The organism is uncultured Polaribacter sp., from assembly GCF_947503855.1.
Taxonomy (GTDB): domain Bacteria; phylum Bacteroidota; class Bacteroidia; order Flavobacteriales; family Flavobacteriaceae; genus Polaribacter.
This window is the reverse complement of record NZ_CANNFF010000006.1, coordinates 72,529-96,559: the sequence shown is the minus strand read 5'-3', so window position 1 is coordinate 96,559 and position 24,031 is coordinate 72,529. Positions and strand designations below refer to the sequence as shown.

Genomic DNA, 24,031 nt, shown 5'->3' with positions numbered 1-24,031 from the left:
AGCTTGATTTTTTAGAACAAAAAATTAATATTAATTTTACAAAATAAATTAAAAAAACATGAAAGCATTTGGAATTTTTTTAGTGGCATTATTTATTACTGTTTCGATACATTCTCAAGAATTTAAATTTGAAAAGGAAACTATTGATTATGGAAAAATAGCAAAAGGTTCTAATGGAGAGAAAACATTTGTTTTTACAAATATTGGTAATGAACCTTTAGTAATAACAAAAATACAATCTTCTTGTGGTTGTACAGTCCCTAAAAAACCAGAAAAACCAATTATGCCTGGTGAAAAAGGTGAAATTAAAGTATCTTACAACACCAAAATTTTAGGTGGTTTTTATAAAAAAATAACCATATTTTCTAATGCTAAAATTACAAGAAAAGCAGTAACAATTAAAGGGAATGTTACAGAGAGTGTTCCTTTAGAAAAAGAAAAGAGCCTACTGTCTAAAGAAAATTAAATTCTTTTTCTTAAACGAAATTTATAAGTTTTTACAAGTTCGTTTCTTTCTATTGTAATACTTATTTTTTTATTGTTTTTTTCTTGAAACTTGTAAAATATTTCACTCAAAGTGAAAGAATAAGCTGGTTTTCTATTAATTTTTAAAATAATATCCCCTGCTTTTAAACCAGCTTTACCTGCAGGAGAATTAAGGATAACTGTTTTAATTTTATAAGAAGGTTTAAATTTATAAAAGAAATTAGTTACAAAAGAAATAGTATTATTTTTGTTTATATCTCGATTGCCAGAATCTAAAATTTTATTTGTTGTTTTTTCTCTTACCAATTGCTTACCGTTGTAAACGACATCTAAACCAGACATATTATAGTTAAAACCGTCTTTAAAAGAAACGTTTTTCTTTAACATAATTTTGCGGTTTCTATAATCTAACCAAACCTTAAATCTTTTTAAAACGCTACCTCCAATACTACCATTTCTTTGCTTAAAAGTTCTTGCATTTCTGGTAGATGCAGAATCTAAAAAAGATACAGTGGGTTCTTCTATTTCAAACTTTCCAATTTTTAGTTTAGGTATTCTACTTCTTTTACCATAAATAGTGCCGCTTAAACCTTCCCCCAAAATATCATTAAAAAATAATTTTGGAGTTTTTATATTTTTTTTAGAGTTTTCAAATAACCAAATAGCATCACTACCACCAGAATCTACTAACATTTTAACTTTGGTTAATTTATAACCTACAGTATCTAATTGAATATTTACATCTATGTAAGGCTTTTTTAAATGAAATTGAATGGGCAAAATTTCGCATCTTCTACATTTTTTAATCTGATATTTTTTTGGATTGTAAAAGTGTATTCTTTTTGTTCTATAGTTAATTTTTACCACAAAATTTCGTAACAAATTATAGCCAATAATACCATGTATTGTAGTACCCATTTTACTAGATAAATCAAAAAAATCTTTCAGTATAACGTAAACAGATTCATTGTAGCCTATTAGATTTTTAATTTTTAAATTGTTATTTTTTGAAAGTATTGCCTCAACAGCATCTCCACCACCTAAACCTCTTAATAAAATTTTTTCTGTATTTAACAGACCTATACTATCATTTTCAGATAAATTAAAAATAATTGTTTTATTTACACCAGTGTCTAGAATAAAAGAGAGTTCTTTGCCATTAATTTCTAAAGGAACAATAATTAGGTTATTTACTAGTTTAAATTTAATAGATTCTTTTAGATCAGACTTGTTTAATAAACGAAAACCATCTTGAGCGTTTACATTAAAGCCTAAAAGGAGAATACCAAAAAAAAATAGTAGATACTTTTTAAACAAATTGAATAGCATATTGGGTTCTACTCAAATTTACGATTTAACTTTTGCATTTATCTAAATTTTATAAAACTTTAACCTTTAAAGATTGTTACATTTCCTAAAAAAAGTGGAATTATTTTTGCAAATTTGCAGAAACCAATATATTATACTTTTATGCCATCAATATCTAAAAAAGGTACTCAAATGCCAGAATCTCCAATAAGAAAACTGGTACCTTATGCAGAAGATGCTAAAAAAAGAGGAGTTCATGTTTTTCATTTGAACATTGGGCAACCTGATATAAAAACGCCACAAATTGCCTTAGATGCAGTTAAAAACAACAAAATTGAAACACTCTCTTATGCACGTTCCGAAGGTTCTGAAGAATATAGAACCAAATTGGCAAAGTATTATGTTAAAAACAACATAAATGTAACTGCAGACAATATTATCACAACCACAGGTGGCTCAGAGGCACTGCTATTTACTATGGGTAGTATTACAGATCCTGGAGACGAAATTATCATACCAGAACCATTTTATGCAAACTACAATGGTTTTTCTACAGCTTCTGGAGTAAAAGTAGTACCTGTTATTTCTAAAATTGAAAATAATTTTGCACTCCCAAAAATTGAAGATTTCGAGAAATTAATTACACCAAAAACCAAAGCTATTTTAATTTGTAACCCAGGTAATCCTTCAGGTTATTTATATTCTGAAGAAGAAATACAAAAATTAAAAAAAATGGTTTTAAAACACGATTTATTTTTAATTGCTGATGAAGTATATAGAGAATTTACCTACGATGGCTTAAAACATACTTCTGTGCTTTCTATAGAAGGCTTAGAAGAAAACGCAATAGTGATAGATTCTGTGTCTAAAAGGTACAGTATGTGTGGTGCACGAATTGGGTGTGTTGTTTCTAAAAATAAAACATTTATAAAAACAGCAATAAAATTTGCGCAGGCACGTTTAAGTCCACCAACATATGCATTAATAGCTAGTGAAGCTGCTTTAGACACACCACAAAGTTATTTTGATAATGTAACTAAAGAATATGTAGACAGAAGAAACACTTTAATTAAAGCTTTAGAAAACATTGATGGCATTAAAGTAGCCAAACCTAAAGGTGCTTTTTATTGTGTTGCAGAACTACCTGTTAAAGATACAGACCATTTTGCACAATGGATTTTAGAAAGTTTTAACGACAATAAGCAAACAGTTATGGTGGCTCCTGCAAGTGGATTTTACTCAACTAAAGGAGAAGGTAAAAATCAAATAAGAATGGCGTATGTTTTAAATAAAGAAAACTTAATTCGTTCTGTAGAAATTTTAGCAAAAGCCTTAAAACAATACAACTCATAAAAATATTTACTCAAGTATAATTGAGTACTTAAAACCCTTATGACTGCGTTTAAAAATACAAACCAATAATTAATTGAATACACAACAAAACATCTCTCTTAAAAATTACAACACGTTTGGTATTTCTGTAAATGCAAAACGTTTTGTTTCTATAAATTCTTATTACGATTTACAACAGCTTTTAAAAGTTGAAAAAGACTTATTTTTAATATCTGGAGGAAGTAATATGTTACTTACAAAAGATATCGAAAAGTTAGTAGTTCATATAGATATAAAAGGGATTTCTATTGATAGAGAAGATGATAATTTTGTTTATATAACTGTAAATGCTGGAGAAAACTGGCACGATTTTGTACGTTTTTGCATTGCCGAAAATTATGGTGGAATTGAAAATCTATCTTTAATTCCTGGAAATGTAGGTACTTGTCCTATCCAAAATATTGGTGCTTATGGTGTTGAAGTAAAAGACACCATTACCAAAGTAGAAGCTATTGAAATTGAAACAAGTAAAAGACTTACTTTTTCTAATGAAGACTGCCAATTTGGATACAGAAATTCGATTTTTAAAAATGATTTAAAAGGCAAAGTTATCTTAACTGCGGTTAGTTTTAAGTTGACGAAGAAAAACCATCAATTAAATACTTCATATGGAGCTATTGAAACTGAATTAGCCTCTAAAAACATTTCTAAGCCATCTTTAAAAAATATTTCCGATGCTGTTATTGCTATCAGAAAATCGAAACTACCAGATCCAAAAGAAATTGGTAATAGTGGTAGTTTTTTTAAAAACCCTGTAATTTCTAAAACACAATTTTTAGAACTTCAAAAAGAACACCCAAGTGTGCCAAGTTATGCAGTTTCTGAAACGGAAATAAAAGTACCTGCTGGTTGGTTAGTAGAACAAAGTGGCTTTAAAGGCAAACGTTTTGGTGATGCAGGCGTTCATAAAAAACAAGCTTTAGTATTGGTTAATTATGGAACCGCTTCTGGCTCAGAAATTTATCAGCTTGCTAAAAAAATACAACAGACAGTTTTAGAAAAGTTTAAAATTTCTTTAGAAATTGAAGTGAATGTAATTGTATAAAATCTTAGAAACTTTACTTGTAATAAATCACATTTTTTTCACCATCCACCTAAGAATATGTATCTTTGTATTAGAATTAAATTTTATGAAACTATTACTCATTACATTAGGTTTATTAGCAATTGGTGTTGCTGGGATTGCCATAAAAATTTGGGCAAAAAAAGACGGTAAATTTGCAGGAACTTGTGCAAGCCAAAACCCAATATTAAATAAAGATGGAGAAGCTTGTGGTTTTTGTGGTAAAACACCAGATCAATTTGAAAATTGTTCAGAACCACAACATAACTAATATCTACCTCTCTTTATGTTTTTACCTGTAATTTTCTAGATATTTATAGTTTTTGTGGCAACACAAATTACCAACTCTTTTTTTTACAAGATTTTTAGTGTCATAAAATATCTTAAAGAAATAGAAAAGACTGATTCTTTTTATAACCTATTGAAATAATTGGTGCTGTTTACAGCTTATTTTAAATAAAAATATTTTTAGTTATGAGTCTTCTTACTAAAAAATAAAAAAAATCAAATTGTCTTTTTTTTCCAATTTCAAAAATTGGTTTACTATTCTTTCATTTTAGTATATTTACCCGTAATTTTATTTCAAAACCCAATCATTGGAAATAAGCAAAAAAAACATCGAAACAAATATTAATAAAGCAAAAGAAGGCAATCAAGCAGCATTTCGTTTTTTGTTAAATACTTTTTGGGTAGATGTTTATAATTATCAATTAAAACGGACCAAAAGCGAAAACGATTCTGAAGATATTACCATACAAACCTTTTCTAAAGCCTTTGATAAAATTGATACTTTTGATGATAAATACGTATTTAAAACATGGTTAATTGCTATTTCTAAAAATGTTCATATCGATTTATTACGAAAAAAAAATAGTTCTATTTTTATAGAAACTACTAAAGAACAAGAGGAAAAAGTGTATTTGGTAATCGATGAAAACCCAACTCCTGAAGATAAAATTATTAGAGATCAGAATTTAGCAAAATTGTTAAAAGACATTAAGCAATTAAAACCTAAATACCAAGAAGTAATTCAGTTACGCTATTTTCAAGAGTTGAGTTATAAAGAAATTTCTAAACAAATTAACGAACCCATGAGCAACGTAAAAGTAAAATTATTACGTGCTAAAAAGTTGTTAGCAGAAGTTATCAAAAGAAATTAGTAGTAAAATTAAAAAAACAAAAGAGTCAGAATAAATCAATTATTAAATTGTGGTAAAAAAATCATTTTTACAATCTTTAGGTCCTGGGTTATTATTTGCAGGCGCTGCCATTGGTGTTTCGCATTTAGTGCAATCTACCAAAGCTGGTGCCGAATTTGGTTTTGGCTTAATTTGGGCGTTGTTATTTGTACATTTATTTAAATATCCTTTTTTTCAATTTGGCCCAAGATATGCAGCTGCCACTGGCGAAACTTTGTTAGATGGGTATAAAAAATTAGGTAAAGGCGTATTAATTGCCTATTACATTTTAAACTTTGCCACCATGTTTACCATACAAGCAGCAGTTACTATTGTAACAGCAGGTTTGGCATCTCAATTATTTGGTGCTTTTAGTGTAGAAAATAATTTAGTTTTATGGGCTACCTTATTAATGTTTATAAGTTTAATTATTCTGCTTATTGGTAAATATAGATTGTTAGACAACTTGATGAAATACATTATTATGATACTTACAGTAAGTACTATAATAGCAGTAACAGTAGCACTATTTAGCTCTAAAGAAGCTTTTGATGTTACTCAAATTATACCTTCTGGAGCCACCGAAATAACATTTTTAATTGCTTTTTTAGGTTGGATGCCTGCACCTTTAGACATTTCTATTTGGCACTCTATTTGGTCTGTAGAAAAAGATAAAACCACAGTTTTAAGTACCAAAAGAAAAGATGCTGTCTCGGATTTTAATATCGGATATATGAGCACATTATTTCTAGGAATCTGTTTTGTGCTTTTAGGTGCTTTGGTAATGTATAAATCTGGGGTAACTTTTTCTAATAAAGGAGTGGTATTTGCTTCACAATTAATAGAGCTATACACCAAAAATTTAGGTGAATTTTCTTACATTTTTATTGCAATTGCTGCGTTTACAACCATGTTTAGCACAACGATTACAACTTTAGATGCATCACCAAGAACTATGAATAGAACTACCAAACTCTTATTTAAAAAACAGTTTAAATATGGCTACTGGTTTTGGATTCTCTTTTTATTTCTAGGTACTTTTTTAATATTAAGGTACTTTATGGAAAATATGGGCCTATTGGTAAAAGTAGCTACTATCCTATCTTTTTTAACGGCACCTTTTTATGCTATTTTAAATTACAAACTAATTACAGGCAAACACACTCCTAAAGAGCATCAACCAGGAATTTATTTAAAAATATTAAGTATTGTGGGTATTGTTTTTTTGGTTGGTTTTAGTATTTGGTTTTTAACAAGTATTTAAAACTTTCCTTTGTATCTTTGCAAAGATAAAAATGAAAAGACAATGGCTGTAGCATCAGTAATACTTCCAGAAAAACCAAAAAAACCAAAATGGTTACGCGTAAAATTACCTGTTGGTAAAAAATACACAGAACTTAGAGGTTTGGTAGATAAATATAAATTAAACACTATTTGTACAAGTGGTAGTTGCCCGAATATGGGCGAATGCTGGGGAGAAGGAACTGCAACTTTTATGATTCTTGGAAATATTTGTACACGTTCTTGTGGTTTTTGTGGTGTAAAAACAGGAAGACCAGAAACTGTAGAATGGGATGAACCAGAAAAAGTAGCACGTTCTATAAAAATTATGAGCATTAAACATGCTGTAATTACCTCTGTTGATAGAGACGATTTAAAAGATGGTGGTTCTATTATTTGGGCAGAAACTGTGGATGCAATTCGTAGAGCAAATCCAAACACTACTTTAGAAACTTTAATTCCAGATTTTCAAGGAAACACTAAACAAATAGACCGAATTATAGAAGTGCATCCAGAAGTAGTTTCTCACAATATGGAAACTGTTAGAAGGTTAACCAGAGAAGTTAGAATACAAGCAAAATACGATCGAAGTTTAGAGGTTTTAAAATACCTAAAAGAAAACGGAATGCGAACTAAAACAGGCTTAATGTTAGGTTTAGGCGAAACTGAAGAAGAAGTAATACAAACCATGAAAGATTTGCGTGCTGTAAATTGCGATATTATTACCATTGGTCAGTATTTACAACCTACAAAAATGCATTTGCCTGTAAAAGAATTTATCACTCCAGAACAATTTAAAAAATACGAAACTTTAGGTCTAGAAATGGGCTTTATGTATGTAGAAAGCGGGGCTTTGGTTCGTTCTTCTTACAAAGCACATAAACATGCTGTTTAGAAATAAATCTTTATAAATTATACATAAAAATGATTCCTAATTAGGGAATCATTTTTTTTATAAAAAATCTATAAATTTCATGTAAAATAATTTTTGGCACGCAGTTTGATATTTATAAAATGAAAGCAACTTAGTAAACTGTTTTCATTGTGTAAATTATTTGAATTAGTTAGTCAAAAAAAACCATCTTTATTAGATGGTTTTTTTATAATGTATTATCAAATTAAATTTAATTACATAGCACTAATGGTATCAAACCTTGTAATAACTTGATAATTAACACTTTCTAAATCTACCAAAACAAGCTAATTTTCTTTAGCTATCAATCTAAAAATAGGTCTAATTTTGCTGTTTTTTTTTACAAAACCTTAGCTAAAAGAGTTTCAGTATAATATATATAATAAAAAGCGCGACTTTACCCTAAAAGCTTTCAGGACAAAGTAACGCCCAAATTATATTTAACAAACACCAATAATGTATAAATATAATGGCATGCCTAAAGTAATGTTAAAAGGAAAGGTAATTGCCAAAGCCATTGGTATGTATAAACCTGGGTTTGCTTTGGGTGCTGCTAATTTCATGGCTGCAGGTACTGCAATATAAGAGGCACTTGCTGCTAAAATAGACATTAAGAGCCTGTTGCCAACTTCTTCCATAAAGTAACTACTAATTACAGCTACTAAACAACCATTTATAATTGGAATAATAATTGCAAACGAAAGTGTAAACCAACCTTTTTTTATAAGTGCTTTTAATTTTTGACCACTTGTAATCCCCATATCTAATAAAAAAACAGCTAAAAAACCTTTAAAAATATCGGTTGTAAATGGTTTTATACCTGCTGCTTGTGCGTCGTTTGTAAAATAGCCTACAAACAAACTCCCAATAATTAGTACTACGCTTCCATTGGTTAATGAGTGGTATATAACACTTTTAAAAGAGGTTTTTTTCTTTTTTTCTTTATTATAAATAGAAATTAAAAGCACACCAATTATAATAGAAGGTGCCTCCATTAATGCCATAACTGCTACCATATGCCCCCCAAATGGAATGTTAGACATTTCTAAGAAAGAAATGGTAGTTACAAAAGTTACTGCACTTACAGAGCCATAGGCTGCTGCAATGGCTCCTGCATTTTCTACACTAAGTTTGAGCCTTAAAATAAAGTAGGTATAAATGGGAACTAAAAATGCAAGAAACACTCCAAAAAGTAAAGACCAAATAATTTCTGATGTAATAATGCTGTGTGCTAATTCTTGCCCACCTTTAAAACCAATGGCAAGTAATAAGTAAAGTGATATAAATTTTGAGGAGTTTTCTGGTATTTTTAAATCGCTTTTTAGGTTGACAGCAATAAGCCCTAAAAAGAAAAACAAAAGTGCAGGGTTTGTTAAGTTATCTACTAAATAATGTAAGTCCATTTTTAAAAATTTGGCGTAAAAAAAGTAGGAAAGCCTTTAAAAGAGAGTCTTTCCTACCAAAATTCAACATTTAACAATGAAATTATTCTTCTATAGTAACATGTATTGTACTAGATATCTTTATGTTACAATCGTTTGTTTTTAAAGCTTTTAAAAATGATTTTAAATCTGCTCTTTCATCGATTAATTCTGCAATTCTAGAGTTATCATACTCGCAAGCATCATTAATATTACCTTCTGTTTTAGAGAGCCTTTGTAATTTGTGAAAGTTTAATTTTACATCAACAACATTATTAATAATGTTTATAGCCTCTCTTTTTGTGAATGTGCCATCAATTAATTTTAATTGTTGATTTGTATTTTTAGATGTTTTTTTTGTTTTTTCTACAGTGAAGGTGTTCATAATTTAATTTTATAATAATGGTAAACTTAGATATTTTACAGAAAAACAAGCAGAATAACTACCTGATAAATAATTAATTGTATTCATAAAAGACGATCAAATTATATGACAGTTTATTGATTTAAAAAATTGCTTCTTTCTTTTATTTTAAATAATCTTTTGTGGCGTGTTTTATTTTTTACAAAGAAATGATGTTTTTTTTATATATTTTTATTTATATTTATTATATAAAACATAAATATTTTTTATGAAATATACTTTACATCAATTAGAAATATTTAGCAAAATAGCAGAAGTTAAAAGTGTTACTAAGGCATCTGAAAAGCTTTTTTTAACACAACCCGCTGTTTCTATACAACTTAAAAATTTTCAAGATCAGTTTAAATTGCCACTTTTTGAAGTGGTTGGAAGAAAATTATATATCACAGAATTTGGCGAAGAAATAGCAGCTACTGCTGGTAAAATTTTAGAAGAAGTAGCCTCTATAAACTATAAATCTGCTTTATTTGAAGGTAAATTAGCTGGCAAAATAAAAATCTCTATTGTTTCTACAGCTAAATATACTATGCCCTTTTTTTTAACAAATTTTATAAAACAGCATGAACAAGTAGATTTAACGATGGATGTAACCAATAAAATGTCTGTAATTAGAAGCTTAGAAAATAACGAATGTGATTTTGCAATGGTTTCTACCATCCCCAGAAAATTAAACATAGAACGTATAGAATTAATGAAAAACAAACTCTATTTTGTTGCTAATAAAAACTTTACAATTCCTAAAAAAGAGCTTCAAACAAAGGATCTTAACAAATCTCTTTTTATTTTTAGAGAACCTGGTTCTGCAACACGTTTGGCCATGGAACGCTTTTTAGTAAAACACAAAATAGAAGTTCAAAAGAAAATGGAACTTACCTCTAATGAAGCTGTAAAACAAGCTGTTATTGCAGGTCTAGGCATTTCTATTATGCCCATAATTGGTTTAAAAAACGAATTACAAAATGGCGATTTACAAATTTTAAATATTAAAAACCTACCTATAGAAACTAATTGGAATTTAATTTGGTTAAAATCTAAAAATTTGTCTTTAGTTGCCAAAGCTTTTAAAAAGCATATAGAAGAAAATAAAGATAAAATTATATTAGAAAATTTTGCTTGGTTTACAGAAGATTTATAGCTTTTTAAGCAAATTTAATAGACTTAGATGGGTTTATTTTTGTAATAATATAAGATGGAATAATCAGCATTAAAACACACAAAACCAAGGTACCAATATTTAATAAAAAAACTGCCCATAAAGAAATCTGTACTGGCATTGTTGTTACATAATATGTTTCTGGATTTAAGGCAATTAACTTAAAGTAATGTTGTATACCAATCATAAACAGTCCAATTAAATTACCCCAAAAAAGTCCTTTTAAAATTAAGTAGGTAGCATTGTATAAAAATACTTTTCTAATACTACCATTGTTACTTCCTAAAGCTTTTAAAATACCTATCATTTGTACACGTTCTAAAATAAGTACTAACAAAGCAGTTATCATATTTATACCAGCAATTAAAATCATAATTCCAATTATAAACCATACATTATTATCAAAAAGTTTAATCCAATCAAATACTGCAGGGTAGGTATCTACAATACTTTTAGCATTTAATGTTAGACTTACTTCTTTGTAAATTTCTTCGGTTTTTTGTTGAATATCATCAAAACTATCTAATAAAACCTCAAAACCACCCACTTGATTGTCTGTCCATTTATTCAGTTGCTGCACTTCTCTAATATCACCAATCATGATATTTTTATCAAACTGAGCAAAACCAGAATTATAAATACCTGTAATTATGTATTTTTTGTTTGAAGGTAATTTACTTTTTGATGATTTTAAAAAAGTGGCGGTAATGGTATCATTCAACTTTAATTGTAAACGATCGATAATGGTTTGAGATAATAACACATCTCTTGTTCTTTTTTGATTAAAATCTGGTAATTTACCTGCAATTAAATACTCTTTAAAAAAGGTCCAATCATAATCAGAAGAAACGCCTTTAAAAACAATTCCTTCAAAACTAGTATCTGTTCTTATAAGACCTCCTTTGCTAGCAAATACTTGGATGTTTTTAATCCCTTCTATAGTTGGAATTTCTGGATAAAAATCTTGTTCTTTACTTATGGGAGATATGGAAACATCAGAATTGTTATTATCATAATTCACAATTTGAACATGGCCTTTAAAACCTGCCATTTTATCGCGAATTTTACTTTGCAAACCAGAGGCAGTGGCAACAGCAATTAGCATGATAATAATACCCAATGCAATGGCTGTAATCGCAATTTTTATTATTGGAGAGGATATACTATTTTTATACTTTTTACCAGCAATAATGCGTTTTGCAAGAAATAACTCGTAATTCAAATTGATAATGATTTTTAAACCTTTCAAAAGTACATATTTATTCTTATTTCTATTATTGAATTTTCAGTTGATTTCTTGTGGGCAAAAAGTTCAAAATTCTAAGTTTAAAGTACAAGGTTTTGTAAAAGATTCGGTTTTAAAAACAGGAGCAGAACAAACTAGCTTGTATTTAGATGTTTTGAAAGGAAAAAATGTTGCTGTAGTAGCCAATCAAACTTCGGTAATTGGGAAACGTGGGAAATCTAATGTTGAAAGTTGGGAGTATACACATATAGTAGACAGTTTACTATCTTTGAATATCAAAGTAAAAAAAGTATTTTCTCCAGAACATGGTTTTAGAGGAAAAGCCGATGCTGCAGAACTTATAAAAGATGGTTTTGATGCAAAAACGGGCTTACCTATTTTATCTTTACATGGGAGAAGTAAAAAACCTTCTACAGCTCAATTAAAAGGTATAGATGTTGTTGTTTTTGATATTCAAGATGTAGGTGTGCGTTTTTATACTTATATTTCTACTTTACACTATGTGATGGAAGCTTGTGCAGAAAACGGTATTCCTGTACTAATTTTAGACAGACCTAATCCAAATGCGCATTATATTGATGGTCCTGTTTTAGAAATGGAACATTCTAGTTTTGTTGGTAAACATGCTGTGCCTGTTGTATATGGAATGACCATTGGCGAATTTGGGCAAATGATAAATGGAAAAAAATTGTTAAAAAATAATATTCAGTGTGATTTAAAAGTGATTCCTTTAGAAAATTACACACATAATTCCACTTATAGTTTACCAATAAAACCTTCACCTAATTTACCAAATGACAAAAGCATAAACCTCTACCCTAGTTTAGGTTTTTTTGAAGGAACCACCATAAACGCAGGACGTGGAACCGAGTTTCAGTTTCAAAGATATGGAGCACCGTTTTTTAAGAAAAATGATTTTAGTTACACACCACTAGCTAATGAAGGTGCCAAATACCCAAAACATAAAAATAATTTGTGTTATGGTGTTGATTTAAGAAATTACAAACATTTATCTAAAATAGATTTGTCTTTTTTAATGAATGCATATAAACAAACTCCTAAAACAGAAAAATTCTTTGGAAGCACTTTTACCATTCATGCTGGAAACAAAAAACTACAAGAACAAATTGAGCAAGGTTTGTCTGAAAAAGAAATAAGAAAAACTTGGGCAAAAGGTTTGGAGGAGTTTAAAAAAATCAGGAAACAGTATTTGATTTATGAATAAATATATTATTCCTACCTTAGTAAGAACAACAAAATTTTAACTCTTTTCAACTCCTGTGGGTTTTCTATATCCTTGAAAAGGTTGTTTTAATAATTCTTTTAATGAAGAGTTTTTAGCTTCATCAGGAAATGTATCTACACCATAGATAATTTTTTCTCTATCTAATTCTAGATAGGTACCAAAAATTCGATCCCAAATAGAAAAAATATTCCCATAATTTGAATCTGTATAAGGTAGCATATTATGATGATGTATTTTATGCATATCTGGAGAAACTATAAAATAGCTTAAAAACTTATCTACTTTAGGAGACATTTTAATATTTGCATGTGTAAACTGCGTAAAAACCAAAGACATAGATTGATAAATAAATACAATAGCAATAGGTGTACCTACTACAAAAACACCTAATAAAGTAAACGCAAAACGAATAATACTTTCTATAGGATGATGTCTGTTAGCAGTAGTTGTATCTACCTTATGATCTGAATGATGTACCAAATGAACCATCCATAATGTTGGTATTTTATGCTCTACATAATGCGCTAAATACGCACCAAAAAAATCTAAAAACAACACACCTAAAACTACATACAACCAAAGTGGCATTTCTGGTAACCAATTAATAATTCCAAAATTAGTTACAGAAACCCAATCAGCAGTTTTTAAAAGCAGAAAAGCCAATGCAAAATTTATAATAACCGTGGTTAACGTAAAAAATAAGTTAGGTATGGCATGTTGCCATTTTTTATAATCGAATTTAAATAAAGGAATAGCACCTTCTAACATCCAAAAAAAAGTTAAGCCTCCTACTAATATTACACTTCTATGAGAGGAAGGTATGGTTTCAAAATAATTAAAAATAGTTTCCAAAATTCGTTTAATTTTTTACTAAAATACTATTTTCTTCTTATCTTTTTATTAGAAGTCATTGGAATTCTTTCTTTTAGAGCTTCTACTATACTAAAAGTTGCAGGACAAACAAAGGTATTTGCAACCGTTAAATCTGTAATTTGGATAAATTTTCTTCTGTCTGTATGCGGATATTCAGCACAAGCTTTAGGTCTTACATCATAAATTAAACAAGAGTTATCTTTTTCATCTAAAAAAGAACAAGGTGCTGTTTTTAAGACCATAAAATCGTCTTTATCTCTTTCTAAATAGGTATCTACAAAATCTGCTACCTTCATTTTTAAATGTTTAGAAATTCGTTTTATGTCTTTATCAATAAAAATAGGGCTTGTAGTTTTACAACAATTACCACAATCTAAACAATCTGTTTTTTCAAATTCTGCATTATGCAATTCTTGCATTACATAATCTAAATTTTTAGGAGTTCTTTTTTTTAAACTAGCAAAATACTTTTTGTTTTCTTTCTGGGCATCTTGTGCTAATTTGGGTAATTGCTCTAAACGTTTTTCCATAATACAAAAATACAATTTATTAGCTATAAAGCTGTTGATTATTAACTACTAAAAAAGCTTTAATTTTAATAAATTCTACTCTAAAAAAACAAATAAAATTCTTAGTTTTGCAATTCAATTTTTCCACGTAAATGAATATTCAAAATACCATAGAAACCAAAGTAAAAGAAGGTTTTTTAGCATTATATAATATAGAAATTCCTACAGTAGAATTTCAAGCAACTAGAAAAGAATTTGAAGGTGATATCACAGTTGTTATTTTTCCTTTGTTGCGTTACAAAAAAGGAAATCCTGTTGCTATTGGTGAAGATTTAGGAAAATATTTGGTGGAAAACATAACAGAAATCACCAATTATAATGTGGTAAAAGGTTTTTTAAATCTCGTTGTTAACGATAATTTTTACACCAATTTATTTCAAAAAATTTATACAGATACCAATTATGGTTTTGTTTCGCCAAAGGCGGATGACAAAGCTGTTATGGTAGAATATTCATCGCCAAACACCAATAAACCTTTACATTTAGGGCATGTTCGTAATAACTTATTAGGGTATTCTGTTGCAGAAATTATTAAAGCTGCAGGAAAAAAAGTATACAAAACACAAATCATTAACGATAGAGGAATACACATTTGCAAATCGATGTTGGCTTGGGAAAAGTTTGGAAATGGAGAAACACCATCCTCTACAGGTTTAAAAGGCGATAAATTGGTTGGTAATTATTATGTAAAATTCGACCAAGAATACAAAAAAGAAATTAGCAGCTTAGTTGCAACTGGTATTTCTGAAGAAGATGCAAAAAAACAAGCACCAATTATTTTAGAAGCACAAGAAATGCTTTTAAAATGGGAAGCTGGAGATAAAGAAGTAGTTGCGCTTTGGAAAAAAATGAATGCTTGGGTATATGATGGTTTTGATACAACCTACAAAAATATGGGCGTTAATTTTGACACCTTATATTACGAAAGCGATACCTATCTATTAGGAAAGGATGTAGTTGCACAAGGTTTAGAAAAAGGTGTTTTTTACAAAAAAGAAGATGGTTCTGTTTGGTGCGATTTGACTGAGGATGGTTTAGACGAAAAAATTGTATTACGTTCTGATGGTACTGCAGTTTACATGACTCAAGATATTGGAACTGCCATACAACGTGTAAAAGATTATGTAGATGTTGGCGGAATGGTGTATACTGTTGGCAATGAGCAAGATTACCATTTTCAAGTGCTCTTTTTAATTTTGAAGAAATTAGGTTTTGATTGGGCAAAAAACTTGTATCATTTAAGTTATGGTATGGTAGATTTACCTTCTGGAAAAATGAAATCTAGAGAAGGAACTGTGGTAGATGCTGATGATTTAATGGTAGAAATGACAGCAACTGCCAAAGAAATTTCTGAAGAATTAGGCAAACTGGATGGTTATTCTGATGAAGAAAAAAACGAATTATACAAAACCATTGGTTTAGGTGCTTTAAAATACTTTATTTTAAAAGTAGACCCCAAAAAGAGGATTTTGTTCGATCCAAAAAGTTCTGTAGATTTTCAAGGAAACACGGGACCTTTTATTCAGTATACGTATGCTAGAATTCAATCTATTATTAGAAAAGCAGATTTTGACTTTTCTAAGACTGTTAGCATAGCATTGCACGAAAAAGAGAAAGAATTATTAAAACAATTAGAATTATTTCCAGATACTGTGCAACAAGCTGCTGCTAATTATTCGCCTGCAGTGATAGCAAATTATACGTATGATTTGGTAAAAGAGTTCAATTCATTTTATCAGAATGTACATATTTTAGGAGAAGAAAATCAAGATAAAAAAGTATTTAGAGTGCAGTTGTCTAAAAAAGTAGCAGACACCATAAAAGCTGCATTCGGTTTATTAGGAATAGATGTTCCTGAAAGAATGTAAAATAGTTTACAGCTACAAAAAGCAGTTGGCTGTAACACTAAAAGTTAGTAAATTTGCACACGTTAAAGATTGAAGTGGCATCCTTTTTTGAAGTATGAAAAAAAGATAGAACGTAAAGCCTGTTAAAACGCCCAACTTCTAGATAGGACTTTAAAAAAAATGACTAGAAGTGACAAAAAAATAAAATAAAAAAAATGAAATACGACATTATTATTATAGGAAGTGGACCTGGAGGATATGTGACTGGTATTAGAGCATCTCAATTAGGTTTTAAAGTAGCTATTGTAGAAAAAGAATCTTTAGGAGGTATTTGTTTAAATTGGGGGTGTATCCCAACAAAAGCCTTATTAAAATCTGCACAGGTGTACGATTATTTAAAACATGTAGATGAGTATGGTTTAAAAGCAGAAGCTATTGATAAAGATTTTGATGCCGTAATTAAAAGAAGTCGTGGTGTAGCAGATGGAATGAGCAAAGGAGTCGCTTTTTTAATGAAGAAAAACAAAATTGACATTATTGACGGCTTTGGAAAAATAAAAACTGGTAAAAAAGTAGATGTTACAGATGCAGACGGTAAAGTAACAGAATATAGTGCAGACAATATTATTATTGCTACTGGTGCTCGTTCAAGAGAATTACCAAACTTACCTCAAGATGGTGAAAAAGTTATTGGTTATAGAAAAGCAATGACATTGCCTAAACAACCAAAATCTATGATTGTAGTGGGTTCTGGTGCTATTGGTGTTGAATTTGCTCACTTTTATAATGCAATGGGTACAGAGGTTACTATTGTAGAATATATGCCAAATATTGTGCCTGTAGAAGATATTGATATTTCTAAACAATTTGAACGTTCAATTAAAAAAGCAGGGATAAAAGTAATGACAAATTCTTCTGTAGAGGCTGTAGATACTTCTGGTGAAGGTGTTGTTGCAACTGTAAAAACCAAAAAAGGTGAAGAAACTTTAGAGGCAGATATTGTTTTATCTGCAGTTGGTATTAAATCGAATATAGAAAATATTGGTTTAGAAGATGTTGGAATTATTGTAGATAGAGATAAAATTTTAGTAAACGATTATTACCAAACAAACATTCCAGGTTATTATGCAATTGGAGATGTAGTTCCGGGACAAGCTTTAGCACACGTTGCTTCTGCAGAAGGAATTACATGTGTTGAAAAATTAGCAGGTTTACATACAGAACCAATAGATTATGGCAATGTTCCTGGTTGTACATATGCTACTCCAGAAATTGCTTCTGTAGGTTTAACAGAGGCTAAAGCTAAAGAAGCTGGTTACGATTTAAAAGTTGGTAAATTTCCGTTTTCTGCTTCTGGAAAAGCAAAAGCAGCAGGTACACCAGATGGTTTTGTAAAAGTAATTTTTGATGCCAAATATGGTGAATGGTTAGGTTGTCACATGATTGGTGCTGGTGTAACAGATATGATTGCTGAAGCTGTTTTAGGTAGAAAATTAGAAACTACAGGACATGAAGTGTTAAAAACAATTCACCCACACCCAACAATGAGTGAAGCTGTAATGGAAGCTGTTGCAGATGCTTATGACGAAGTAATACATTTATAAAATAAATATTGTTATTGTAAAACTTACTTGTTTTACAACGATAACTATATATTAATTAAAAACCGAAACAGTTTGTTTCGGTTTTTTATATTTGGAAAATCAATATGATAAACTTGATCACTAACAAAAAGAAATTTTTAGTAGAACTTTTAAAAGCAATTTTAAAGCTTGTAATTGCTGGTGTTTTTATTGGCTATTTAAAAGAATACGATTTGCTAGTTGCGGGTATTTTATTGTTAAAAATTATACACAATGTTTATAAAGACATTTATAAACCTAAAAACAAGAATTGGCTACTGTTAGTGGGCATGTTACTTACTTGTTTTGGCGGAATAGTTAGTGAGACATGGGGGGTTACAAACGTTTATTGGGAATACCATAAAGTTTTCAGAAAATTACCTCTTTGGTTGCCTTTTGCATGGATGCTCGCGTTTCATTATTTATACAAATTAGAACAAAATTTAATTCCGATTCTAAAAAAACAATCTCAAAAAAATAAAATTATTTTAGCTATAATATTGGCTTTAACCTTACCTGCTTTTGGTGAAGTAATTACCATTTATTTAGGTGTTTGGACGTATTATTGGCCATACCAATTGTTAGGTGTTCCTTTATACGCCTTTATTTGCTTGGTTTTTGTGCATATGTTGGTTTATACCATTTTACATTTTGTATGTAAAAAATATCAAATTAAAGATATCGTTTTTAACTAAAATCGCCAGTAAACAATTCGAGTTACTTTATTGCCTTGATTTAAAGGAATAACTTTAAATTCTTTTACGCCTAATTTAGTAGAAGATTTTTTTAAACTCTCCACATTTTCTTTCTTAGAAACCAAACTTGTAAACCATTTCGATTTTTTTGAAAACAAAGAACTTTCATATAAATAGTTATGTAAAAAAGCTTTTTCTCCTCCAACATACCACAGTTCGTTATTATTTCCAGAAAAATTACGAACTGCATTGTTGCCTAAATTTCTTGTTTTACGTCGGTTTGCACCTTGTGCTTCTTCAGCAGATTTATAAAAAGGAGGATTACACATGGTAGCTGTAAAAAAATCATCTTCTTCTATAACTCCTTTTAAAATATGCTGTTCATTAAACTGTTGACGTAAATCTATTTGATTCTCTAAGTGGTTGTCATCTATATTGTCTTGAGCAGTATCTAGTGAATCTAAATCGATGTCTGTTGCCACAAAATTCCAATGATATTCAGCAACACCTAAAAGCGGATAAATACAAGTGGCTCCAGTGCCAATATCTAAAATTTTGATATTTTCTTCCTCAGAAAGTAAATCTGCTAAATGATGTATATAATCCAAACGACCTGGAATTGGTGGACATAAATTTTCATCAGGAAAATCCCAAATAGATAGTTGATCAAAAGAAAATAACAAGGCTTTATTGAGTTCTTTTACAGCTTTTGGGTTTGAAAAATCTATGGTTGTTGTGCCATATTTATTTTGAGATACAAATTCTTTTAAATGTGGATTTGATTTGACAAGTTCATCAAAATTATATCCTTTATTGAATTTGTTATTTGGATGTAAACCTTTTTCTTTCATGATTGTTTTCTGTCGTTTCTTAAGCAGTAAAGAAAATATAAACTATTTTATAGTTCTAAAACCGTAAATTGTAATTCTAAAGGTTTTAACCCTTCTTTTAAAGCCTCTAAAAAAGAAACTCCATATTCTAAATAGTATTCAGAAAAATTGCGTTGCCTTTCTTCTAAAGACTGATTGGGTAACAATTCGTTTTGCAAAAATGTAATTCTGTCTACCAAATCTTTCTGTCTTCTTTTTTCTGCTTTTAAAAGTCTTTTTTCTAGATTTTTTAATCCTTTTATTTGTTTTACTTCTTGTGCTTTTACTGCACCTGTAAAAGTAATATCTGTTTTTTTAGCTATCTTTTTTAAATCTTCAAATTGTGCTTGTAGGTAAGCTATTTTCTTATCAAAATCTATCTGAATATCAGAGTTTTCTACTACTTTTTTAGACAACAATTGATGTTGCTTTAAAAATAATTCTTCTAAAGAAATATCTAGTTTGTCTAATTTTATTTGTTGTTTTTTAGATATAACTTGCACAGAATTACGCAACAGTAAAATAGGAAAAGTAACTTTAACTTTACGAAAGTAGTTTTTTAGTTGCATCCAATATGCAATTTCTCCTCCGCCACCTATGTAACATAAATTTGGCAAAATTACTTCTTGATACAAAGGTCTCATAATTACATTTGGCGAAAATGCTAAAGGGTTTTCTTGAGCCTCTTTTAAAATTTCTGCTTTGGAAAAAGAAATTTGTGTATTATTTACTTTGTAAACTCCATCTTCAAAAATAATGCGTTCTCTAAAATTATCACCTAAATAAAACAAATTAATTTCTCTAGGACTTACTTGTATTTTGTAATTTTCTTTAAGCTTAGTAATGGTTTTTGTAACTTCTTTAAAGGAAATTTCGTTCTCTAATTCGTCTTTTACAAAAGGTGTAAATAGCTCTTTTAAGCTTTTATCATCACCATCTAAAATAACCAAACCATGAGCTTTAAACAATTCGTTAGCAATATAACGTGTAGCTTCTGCCAAGTTGTGATGCTTTAAATAACCATGTTTAAAAATTTCTTTTAATTCTTCTGCGTTTTTAGACGTTCCTAATTGGGTTTTAAAAACATCAAACACCGATTGTAAACTTTCTGTAGAAAATCTACCTACTGCACCACCGTCTTCTCTATTCCAAATTACTTTTTTACCTTCAAAATTAAAATAGTTAATTTCTTCAAAATCATGATCTTCTGTTGCCATCCAATAAATAGGTACAAAATTTTGTTTTGGAAATTTTGCAGACAATTCTTCACATAAATTAATTGTAGATATAATTTTATACAAAAAATATAAAGGACCTGTAAAGAGATTTAATTGATGGCCTGTAGTGATAGTAAAGGTGTTTTGCAGTTTTAATAAATTGATATTTTCAGTTGTTTTTTTTGAAATATCAAAATTTGCAAATTGCTTTTTTAAAGCGTCTACCAAAACCAAACGAGTTTGCAATCGATACGATTTTTGTTTTGCTGCTATTTGATTATGAAAGCCAGCAATATTTGGAAAATTATTATAAAATGGCTGAATGGTTTCTTTTTGCTCTAAATAATCTAACATTATTGTAGGAAAAAAACCTGTTTTTTTAAAAGGAATTTGTGTTATTTTCATTGATTTATAACACTTTGTAAGCAACAATCAGTCTCTAAGTTAGCTGTCATTTGGCTTGTTTAATTTTTTATAAAAATACAAATATTTTAGGCTTTTTAGAAAACTTCATTTCAATCTAACAAAGTTTTAACAAGTTCTAAAAAGAGATTCAAAATAGTAAGAAAAATAATCCTTATTTTTGGTACTCTAATCAATTAAATACATGAAAATTAAAGCATTTTTATTAGTTATATTACTTTTTACAGCAAGTATTTTTTCTCAGCAAATACAATCACCTTCAGAATTTCTAGGTTACGAAATCGGCGCTCGTTTTACAAGACATCACAAAGTTGTCGATTATTTCAAATACGTGAGTAGTAAATTACCAAACGTTCAACTAGAAAAATATGGTGAAACAAACGAACACAGACCTCTGTATGTTAGTTACATTTCTTCGCAGTCAAACATCAATAACATAGAAAACATTAGAAAAAATAATCTTTCTCAAACAGGAATCATCAACGGAAATAAAAGTAATAACGTGGCTATTGTTTGGTTAAGCTATAATGTTCATGGTAATGAAGCATCAAGTACAGAGGCCTCTATGTTAACCTTGTATGCGTTGGTTACCCATAAAAAAGCATGGTTAGAAAATACAATTGTAATTATAGATCCTTGTATTAATCCTGATGGAAGAGACAGATATGTAAATTGGTACAATCAAGTAAAAAGTACCCCTTTTAACGTAGATCAAAATGCTAAAGAACACTTAGAACCTTGGCCTGGTGGAAGGCCTAATCATTATTTGTTTGATTTAAATAGAGACTGGGCTTGGGCAACTCAAGTAGAATCTGTACAAAGAATAAAATTGTATAACAAGTGGATGCCACATGTTCATGTAGATTTTCATGAGCAATACATTAACAACCCTTATTATTTTGCACCTGCAGCAGAACCATTTCATGAAATTATTACAGATTGGCAACGCAATTTCCAGACAGCCATTGGTAAAAATCACGCAAAATATTTTGATAAAGAAGGTTGGTTATATTTTACCAAAGAAAGTTTTGATTTGTTATACCCAAGTTATGGAGATACTTACCCAACATATATGGGCGCTATTGGTATGACTTATGAGCAAGCTGGGCATGGAATGGCTGGCTTAGGAATCAATACAGATGAAGGTGAAGTACTGACTTTAAAAGACAGAGCAACACACCACATGACAACTGGTTTGTCTACTGTTGAAATTGCTTCAAAAAACGCTATAAAATTAAATAAAGAGTTTAAAAAATACTTTAATAATAACGATTTAATTTATAAAAGTTATGTGTTAAAAAATAGTAATGAAGATAAAATGAATCGTTTAAAAGCTTTATTAGACACCCACGAAATTTTATATGAAAATGCTAAAGGAGGTTCTATAAAAGGCTACAATTATAGTACACAAGAAAACGATAAAATGGAAGTTTCTGATGGTGATTTGATAATTCATACCAATCAACCAAAGGGAAAAATGGTAAAAGTTTTGTTTGAACCCAAAGCAAAAATAGTAGATTCTTTAACCTACGATATTACTGCTTGGTCTTTACCTTATGCACATGGTTTGGATGCAGTAGCTTCTAAATCAAAAGTAAGTTCGGCTGTAAAAAATCAGTCTTATACTTTTAATAATGTTGCAGACAAAACAGCTTACGCTTACATTTCTAAATGGAATAGTATAGACGATGCTACTTTTTTAGCAGATTTATTAAAAAATGATATTGTACCCAGGTTTACTGAAAAATCTTTTGGTGCCAACGGTAAAACCTTTGAAAAAGGAACATTAATCATTCTTAGAAACGATAATAGAAAGAAAGGTTTTGATGAAAAACTAATTAAAATTGCTAATAGAAATATGCGTCAATTAACCAATGTTACTTCTGGTTTTTCTGAATCTGGTGTAGATTTTGGTTCGTATTCTGTAAAACCAATTAACAAACAAAAAATTGCAGTTATTTCTGGTAAAGCAACTTCTTCTTTAAGTTTTGGTGAAGTTTGGCACTTTTTTGAAACACAATTGCAATACCCTATCACCAATATAAATTCAGATAATTTTTCTAAAGCAGACCTTTCTAAATATGATGTAATTGTAATGCCAAGTGGTTATTACAATTCGGTTTTAAACAAATCTACTGTAGATAATTTAAAAAAATGGGTGCGTTCTGGAGGTACTTTACTGGCTATTGGAAGTGCTTTAAATAGTTTTGCCAACAAAGATGATTTTGCATTAAAAACAAAGAAAAATGAAGACAATACAACCGATGATAATTTAACACCATTTGCAGAAAGAGAACGAAAAAGTGTTGCAAACTTAATTACAGGAAGCATTTTTAAAAGCGTTTTAGATAACTCACATCCGTTGGCTTTTGGTTATGGAAAAGCCTATTTTTCTCTGAAACTAAGTGGCACATCATATAACTATCTAAAAACCGGTTACAACGTAGGTTATTTTGATAAAAACACCAAAAATGTATCGGGTTATGCAGGTAGCAAAGCTGTTAAAAATGTACCTGAATCTTTGTTTCTTGGTGAAGAACCAATGGGAAAAGGAAGCATTGTTTATATGGTAGACAATCCGTTATTTAGATCTTTTTGGGAAAATGGAAAGCTTTTTGTTGCCAATGCAGTTTTCTTACTGAATTCTAGTACTTTAAAATAGCTTTTTAATTTGGGCGTTTTAACGGGCTTTACACTATATCTTTTTGCAAAAAAGCAAAAAGGATGTCGTTTCAATCCCTAACGCACATTGTATGTCTAAAAACTTTTTTTAATTTCTTTAAATTATTAGCTTTTAAAATTTAA

At 29.4% G+C, this 24,031-nt stretch carries 21 protein-coding genes; 13 read left to right on the top strand and 8 right to left on the bottom strand.

The window, feature by feature from the left end; genetic code table 11:
- Nucleotides 1-58: 58 nt before the first annotated feature.
- Complete coding sequence (locus Q0662_RS06525; protein ID WP_298948161.1) at nucleotides 59-466, top strand: DUF1573 domain-containing protein; 408 nt, start codon at nucleotides 59-61, stop codon at nucleotides 464-466.
- On the opposite strand, the gene Q0662_RS06520 is transcribed toward Q0662_RS06525, so the two are convergent.
- Nucleotides 463-1,815, bottom strand: coding sequence for an aspartyl protease family protein (locus Q0662_RS06520; RefSeq protein WP_298948159.1), 1,353 nt, complete (start codon nucleotides 1,813-1,815; stop codon nucleotides 463-465). The genes Q0662_RS06525 and Q0662_RS06520 overlap by 4 nt on opposite strands.
- Nucleotides 1,816-1,956: 141 nt before the next feature.
- Here Q0662_RS06520 and Q0662_RS06515 point away from each other — a divergent pair, with 141 nt between their 5' ends.
- From Q0662_RS06515 to lipA, 6 genes are all read left to right on the top strand, one after another.
- Nucleotides 1,957-3,147 carry a pyridoxal phosphate-dependent aminotransferase gene (locus tag Q0662_RS06515; protein WP_298948158.1) on the top strand — a complete coding sequence of 397 codons (1,191 nt, stop codon included), beginning with the start codon at nucleotides 1,957-1,959 and terminating at the stop codon, nucleotides 3,145-3,147.
- 73 nt (nucleotides 3,148-3,220) lie between these two features.
- Nucleotides 3,221-4,231, top strand: a complete 1,011-nt coding sequence (gene murB, locus Q0662_RS06510; protein WP_298948157.1) for a UDP-N-acetylmuramate dehydrogenase — start codon at nucleotides 3,221-3,223, stop codon at nucleotides 4,229-4,231.
- A gap of 85 nt (nucleotides 4,232-4,316) precedes the next feature.
- The gene (locus Q0662_RS06505) at nucleotides 4,317-4,520 is read left to right on the top strand and encodes a membrane or secreted protein (protein WP_298948156.1); all 204 of its coding nucleotides are present in this window, start codon (nucleotides 4,317-4,319) and stop codon (nucleotides 4,518-4,520) included.
- Nucleotides 4,521-4,845: 325 nt separating this feature from the next.
- Complete coding sequence (locus Q0662_RS06500) at nucleotides 4,846-5,409, top strand: sigma-70 family RNA polymerase sigma factor (protein ID WP_298948155.1); 564 nt, start codon at nucleotides 4,846-4,848, stop codon at nucleotides 5,407-5,409.
- 49 nt (nucleotides 5,410-5,458) lie between these two features.
- A complete protein-coding gene (locus Q0662_RS06495; RefSeq protein WP_298948154.1) occupies nucleotides 5,459-6,691 on the top strand; it encodes an NRAMP family divalent metal transporter in 1,233 nt (410 codons plus the stop codon).
- Nucleotides 6,692-6,733: 42 nt separating this feature from the next.
- Nucleotides 6,734-7,603, top strand: a complete 870-nt coding sequence (lipA, locus tag Q0662_RS06490; protein WP_298948153.1) for a lipoyl synthase — start codon at nucleotides 6,734-6,736, stop codon at nucleotides 7,601-7,603.
- A 458-nt stretch (nucleotides 7,604-8,061) separates the two neighbouring features.
- Here the strand turns inward: lipA and Q0662_RS06485 are convergent, their stop codons facing one another.
- Nucleotides 8,062-9,024 carry a sodium-dependent bicarbonate transport family permease gene (locus Q0662_RS06485; protein WP_298948152.1) on the bottom strand — a complete coding sequence of 321 codons (963 nt, stop codon included), beginning with the start codon at nucleotides 9,022-9,024 and terminating at the stop codon, nucleotides 8,062-8,064.
- A gap of 82 nt (nucleotides 9,025-9,106) precedes the next feature.
- Complete coding sequence (locus Q0662_RS06480; protein WP_298948151.1) at nucleotides 9,107-9,427, bottom strand: hypothetical protein; 321 nt, start codon at nucleotides 9,425-9,427, stop codon at nucleotides 9,107-9,109.
- Nucleotides 9,428-9,674: 247 nt separating this feature from the next.
- Here Q0662_RS06480 and Q0662_RS06475 point away from each other — a divergent pair, with 247 nt between their 5' ends.
- Nucleotides 9,675-10,601: a LysR family transcriptional regulator gene (locus tag Q0662_RS06475; protein WP_298948150.1), complete on the top strand. Its 927-nt coding sequence runs from the start codon at nucleotides 9,675-9,677 to the stop codon at nucleotides 10,599-10,601.
- A gap of 4 nt (nucleotides 10,602-10,605) precedes the next feature.
- On the opposite strand, the gene Q0662_RS06470 is transcribed toward Q0662_RS06475, so the two are convergent.
- The gene (locus Q0662_RS06470) at nucleotides 10,606-11,841 is read right to left on the bottom strand and encodes an FtsX-like permease family protein (RefSeq protein WP_298948280.1); all 1,236 of its coding nucleotides are present in this window, start codon (nucleotides 11,839-11,841) and stop codon (nucleotides 10,606-10,608) included.
- A 7-nt stretch (nucleotides 11,842-11,848) separates the two neighbouring features.
- Between Q0662_RS06470 and Q0662_RS06465 the strand changes: the two genes are divergently transcribed.
- Nucleotides 11,849-13,090: a DUF1343 domain-containing protein gene (locus Q0662_RS06465; RefSeq protein ID WP_298948149.1), complete on the top strand. Its 1,242-nt coding sequence runs from the start codon at nucleotides 11,849-11,851 to the stop codon at nucleotides 13,088-13,090.
- Nucleotides 13,091-13,126: 36 nt separating this feature from the next.
- Here Q0662_RS06465 and Q0662_RS06460 read toward each other — a convergent pair whose 3' ends face one another.
- Entirely contained in the window at nucleotides 13,127-13,963 is an 837-nt protein-coding gene (locus tag Q0662_RS06460) for a sterol desaturase family protein (RefSeq protein WP_298948148.1), read from the bottom strand.
- 26 nt (nucleotides 13,964-13,989) lie between these two features.
- On the bottom strand, nucleotides 13,990-14,514 hold the full coding sequence (locus Q0662_RS06455; RefSeq protein ID WP_298948147.1) for a YkgJ family cysteine cluster protein: 525 nt from the start codon (nucleotides 14,512-14,514) through the stop codon (nucleotides 13,990-13,992).
- Nucleotides 14,515-14,645: 131 nt separating this feature from the next.
- Here Q0662_RS06455 and argS point away from each other — a divergent pair, with 131 nt between their 5' ends.
- The 3 genes from argS (at nucleotide 14,646) to Q0662_RS06440 (ending at nucleotide 18,717) form a co-directional block, all read left to right on the top strand.
- Nucleotides 14,646-16,421, top strand: coding sequence for an arginine--tRNA ligase (argS, locus tag Q0662_RS06450; protein ID WP_298948145.1), 1,776 nt, complete (start codon nucleotides 14,646-14,648; stop codon nucleotides 16,419-16,421).
- Nucleotides 16,422-16,615: 194 nt separating this feature from the next.
- On the top strand, nucleotides 16,616-18,004 hold the full coding sequence (lpdA, locus tag Q0662_RS06445; RefSeq protein ID WP_298948144.1) for a dihydrolipoyl dehydrogenase: 1,389 nt from the start codon (nucleotides 16,616-16,618) through the stop codon (nucleotides 18,002-18,004).
- Between the two features lie 104 nt (nucleotides 18,005-18,108).
- Nucleotides 18,109-18,717, top strand: a complete 609-nt coding sequence (locus tag Q0662_RS06440) for a hypothetical protein (RefSeq protein ID WP_298948143.1) — start codon at nucleotides 18,109-18,111, stop codon at nucleotides 18,715-18,717.
- Here the strand turns inward: Q0662_RS06440 and rlmF are convergent.
- Nucleotides 18,714-19,568: a 23S rRNA (adenine(1618)-N(6))-methyltransferase RlmF gene (rlmF, locus tag Q0662_RS06435; RefSeq protein ID WP_298948142.1), complete on the bottom strand. Its 855-nt coding sequence runs from the start codon at nucleotides 19,566-19,568 to the stop codon at nucleotides 18,714-18,716. The two genes, Q0662_RS06440 and rlmF, sit on opposite strands and share 4 nt — an antisense overlap.
- Nucleotides 19,569-19,615: 47 nt before the next feature.
- Nucleotides 19,616-21,208 (bottom strand): bacillithiol biosynthesis cysteine-adding enzyme BshC, encoded by a 1,593-nt coding sequence (bshC, locus tag Q0662_RS06430; protein ID WP_298948141.1) that lies wholly within the window; start codon nucleotides 21,206-21,208, stop codon nucleotides 19,616-19,618.
- A gap of 202 nt (nucleotides 21,209-21,410) precedes the next feature.
- Between bshC and Q0662_RS06425 the strand changes: the two genes are divergently transcribed.
- Complete coding sequence (locus Q0662_RS06425) at nucleotides 21,411-23,888, top strand: M14 family metallopeptidase (protein WP_298948140.1); 2,478 nt, start codon at nucleotides 21,411-21,413, stop codon at nucleotides 23,886-23,888.
- Nucleotides 23,889-24,031 lie beyond the last annotated feature (143 nt).

Excerpts from the sequence above, each read along its gene's own strand:
- rlmF (WP_298948142.1), bottom strand. The coding sequence starts at position 19,568 with ATGAAAGAAAAAGGTTTACATCCAAATAACAAATTCAATAAAGGATAT.
- Q0662_RS06440 (WP_298948143.1), top strand. The coding sequence starts at position 18,109 with ATGATAAACTTGATCACTAACAAAAAGAAATTTTTAGTAGAACTTTTA.
- Q0662_RS06515 (WP_298948158.1), top strand. The coding sequence starts at position 1,957 with ATGCCATCAATATCTAAAAAAGGTACTCAAATGCCAGAATCTCCAATA.
- Q0662_RS06480 (WP_298948151.1), bottom strand. The coding sequence starts at position 9,427 with ATGAACACCTTCACTGTAGAAAAAACAAAAAAAACATCTAAAAATACA.
- Q0662_RS06505 (WP_298948156.1), top strand. The coding sequence starts at position 4,317 with ATGAAACTATTACTCATTACATTAGGTTTATTAGCAATTGGTGTTGCT.
- bshC (WP_298948141.1), bottom strand. The coding sequence starts at position 21,208 with ATGAAAATAACACAAATTCCTTTTAAAAAAACAGGTTTTTTTCCTACA.
- lipA (WP_298948153.1), top strand. The coding sequence starts at position 6,734 with ATGGCTGTAGCATCAGTAATACTTCCAGAAAAACCAAAAAAACCAAAA.
- Q0662_RS06525 (WP_298948161.1), top strand. The coding sequence starts at position 59 with ATGAAAGCATTTGGAATTTTTTTAGTGGCATTATTTATTACTGTTTCG.
- Q0662_RS06425 (WP_298948140.1), top strand. The coding sequence starts at position 21,411 with ATGAAAATTAAAGCATTTTTATTAGTTATATTACTTTTTACAGCAAGT.
- lpdA (WP_298948144.1), top strand. The coding sequence starts at position 16,616 with ATGAAATACGACATTATTATTATAGGAAGTGGACCTGGAGGATATGTG.
- Q0662_RS06455 (WP_298948147.1), bottom strand. The coding sequence starts at position 14,514 with ATGGAAAAACGTTTAGAGCAATTACCCAAATTAGCACAAGATGCCCAG.
- Q0662_RS06485 (WP_298948152.1), bottom strand. The coding sequence starts at position 9,024 with ATGGACTTACATTATTTAGTAGATAACTTAACAAACCCTGCACTTTTG.
- Q0662_RS06520 (WP_298948159.1), bottom strand. The coding sequence starts at position 1,815 with ATGCTATTCAATTTGTTTAAAAAGTATCTACTATTTTTTTTTGGTATT.
- Q0662_RS06475 (WP_298948150.1), top strand. The coding sequence starts at position 9,675 with ATGAAATATACTTTACATCAATTAGAAATATTTAGCAAAATAGCAGAA.
- Q0662_RS06465 (WP_298948149.1), top strand. The coding sequence starts at position 11,849 with ATGATTTTTAAACCTTTCAAAAGTACATATTTATTCTTATTTCTATTA.
- argS (WP_298948145.1), top strand. The coding sequence starts at position 14,646 with ATGAATATTCAAAATACCATAGAAACCAAAGTAAAAGAAGGTTTTTTA.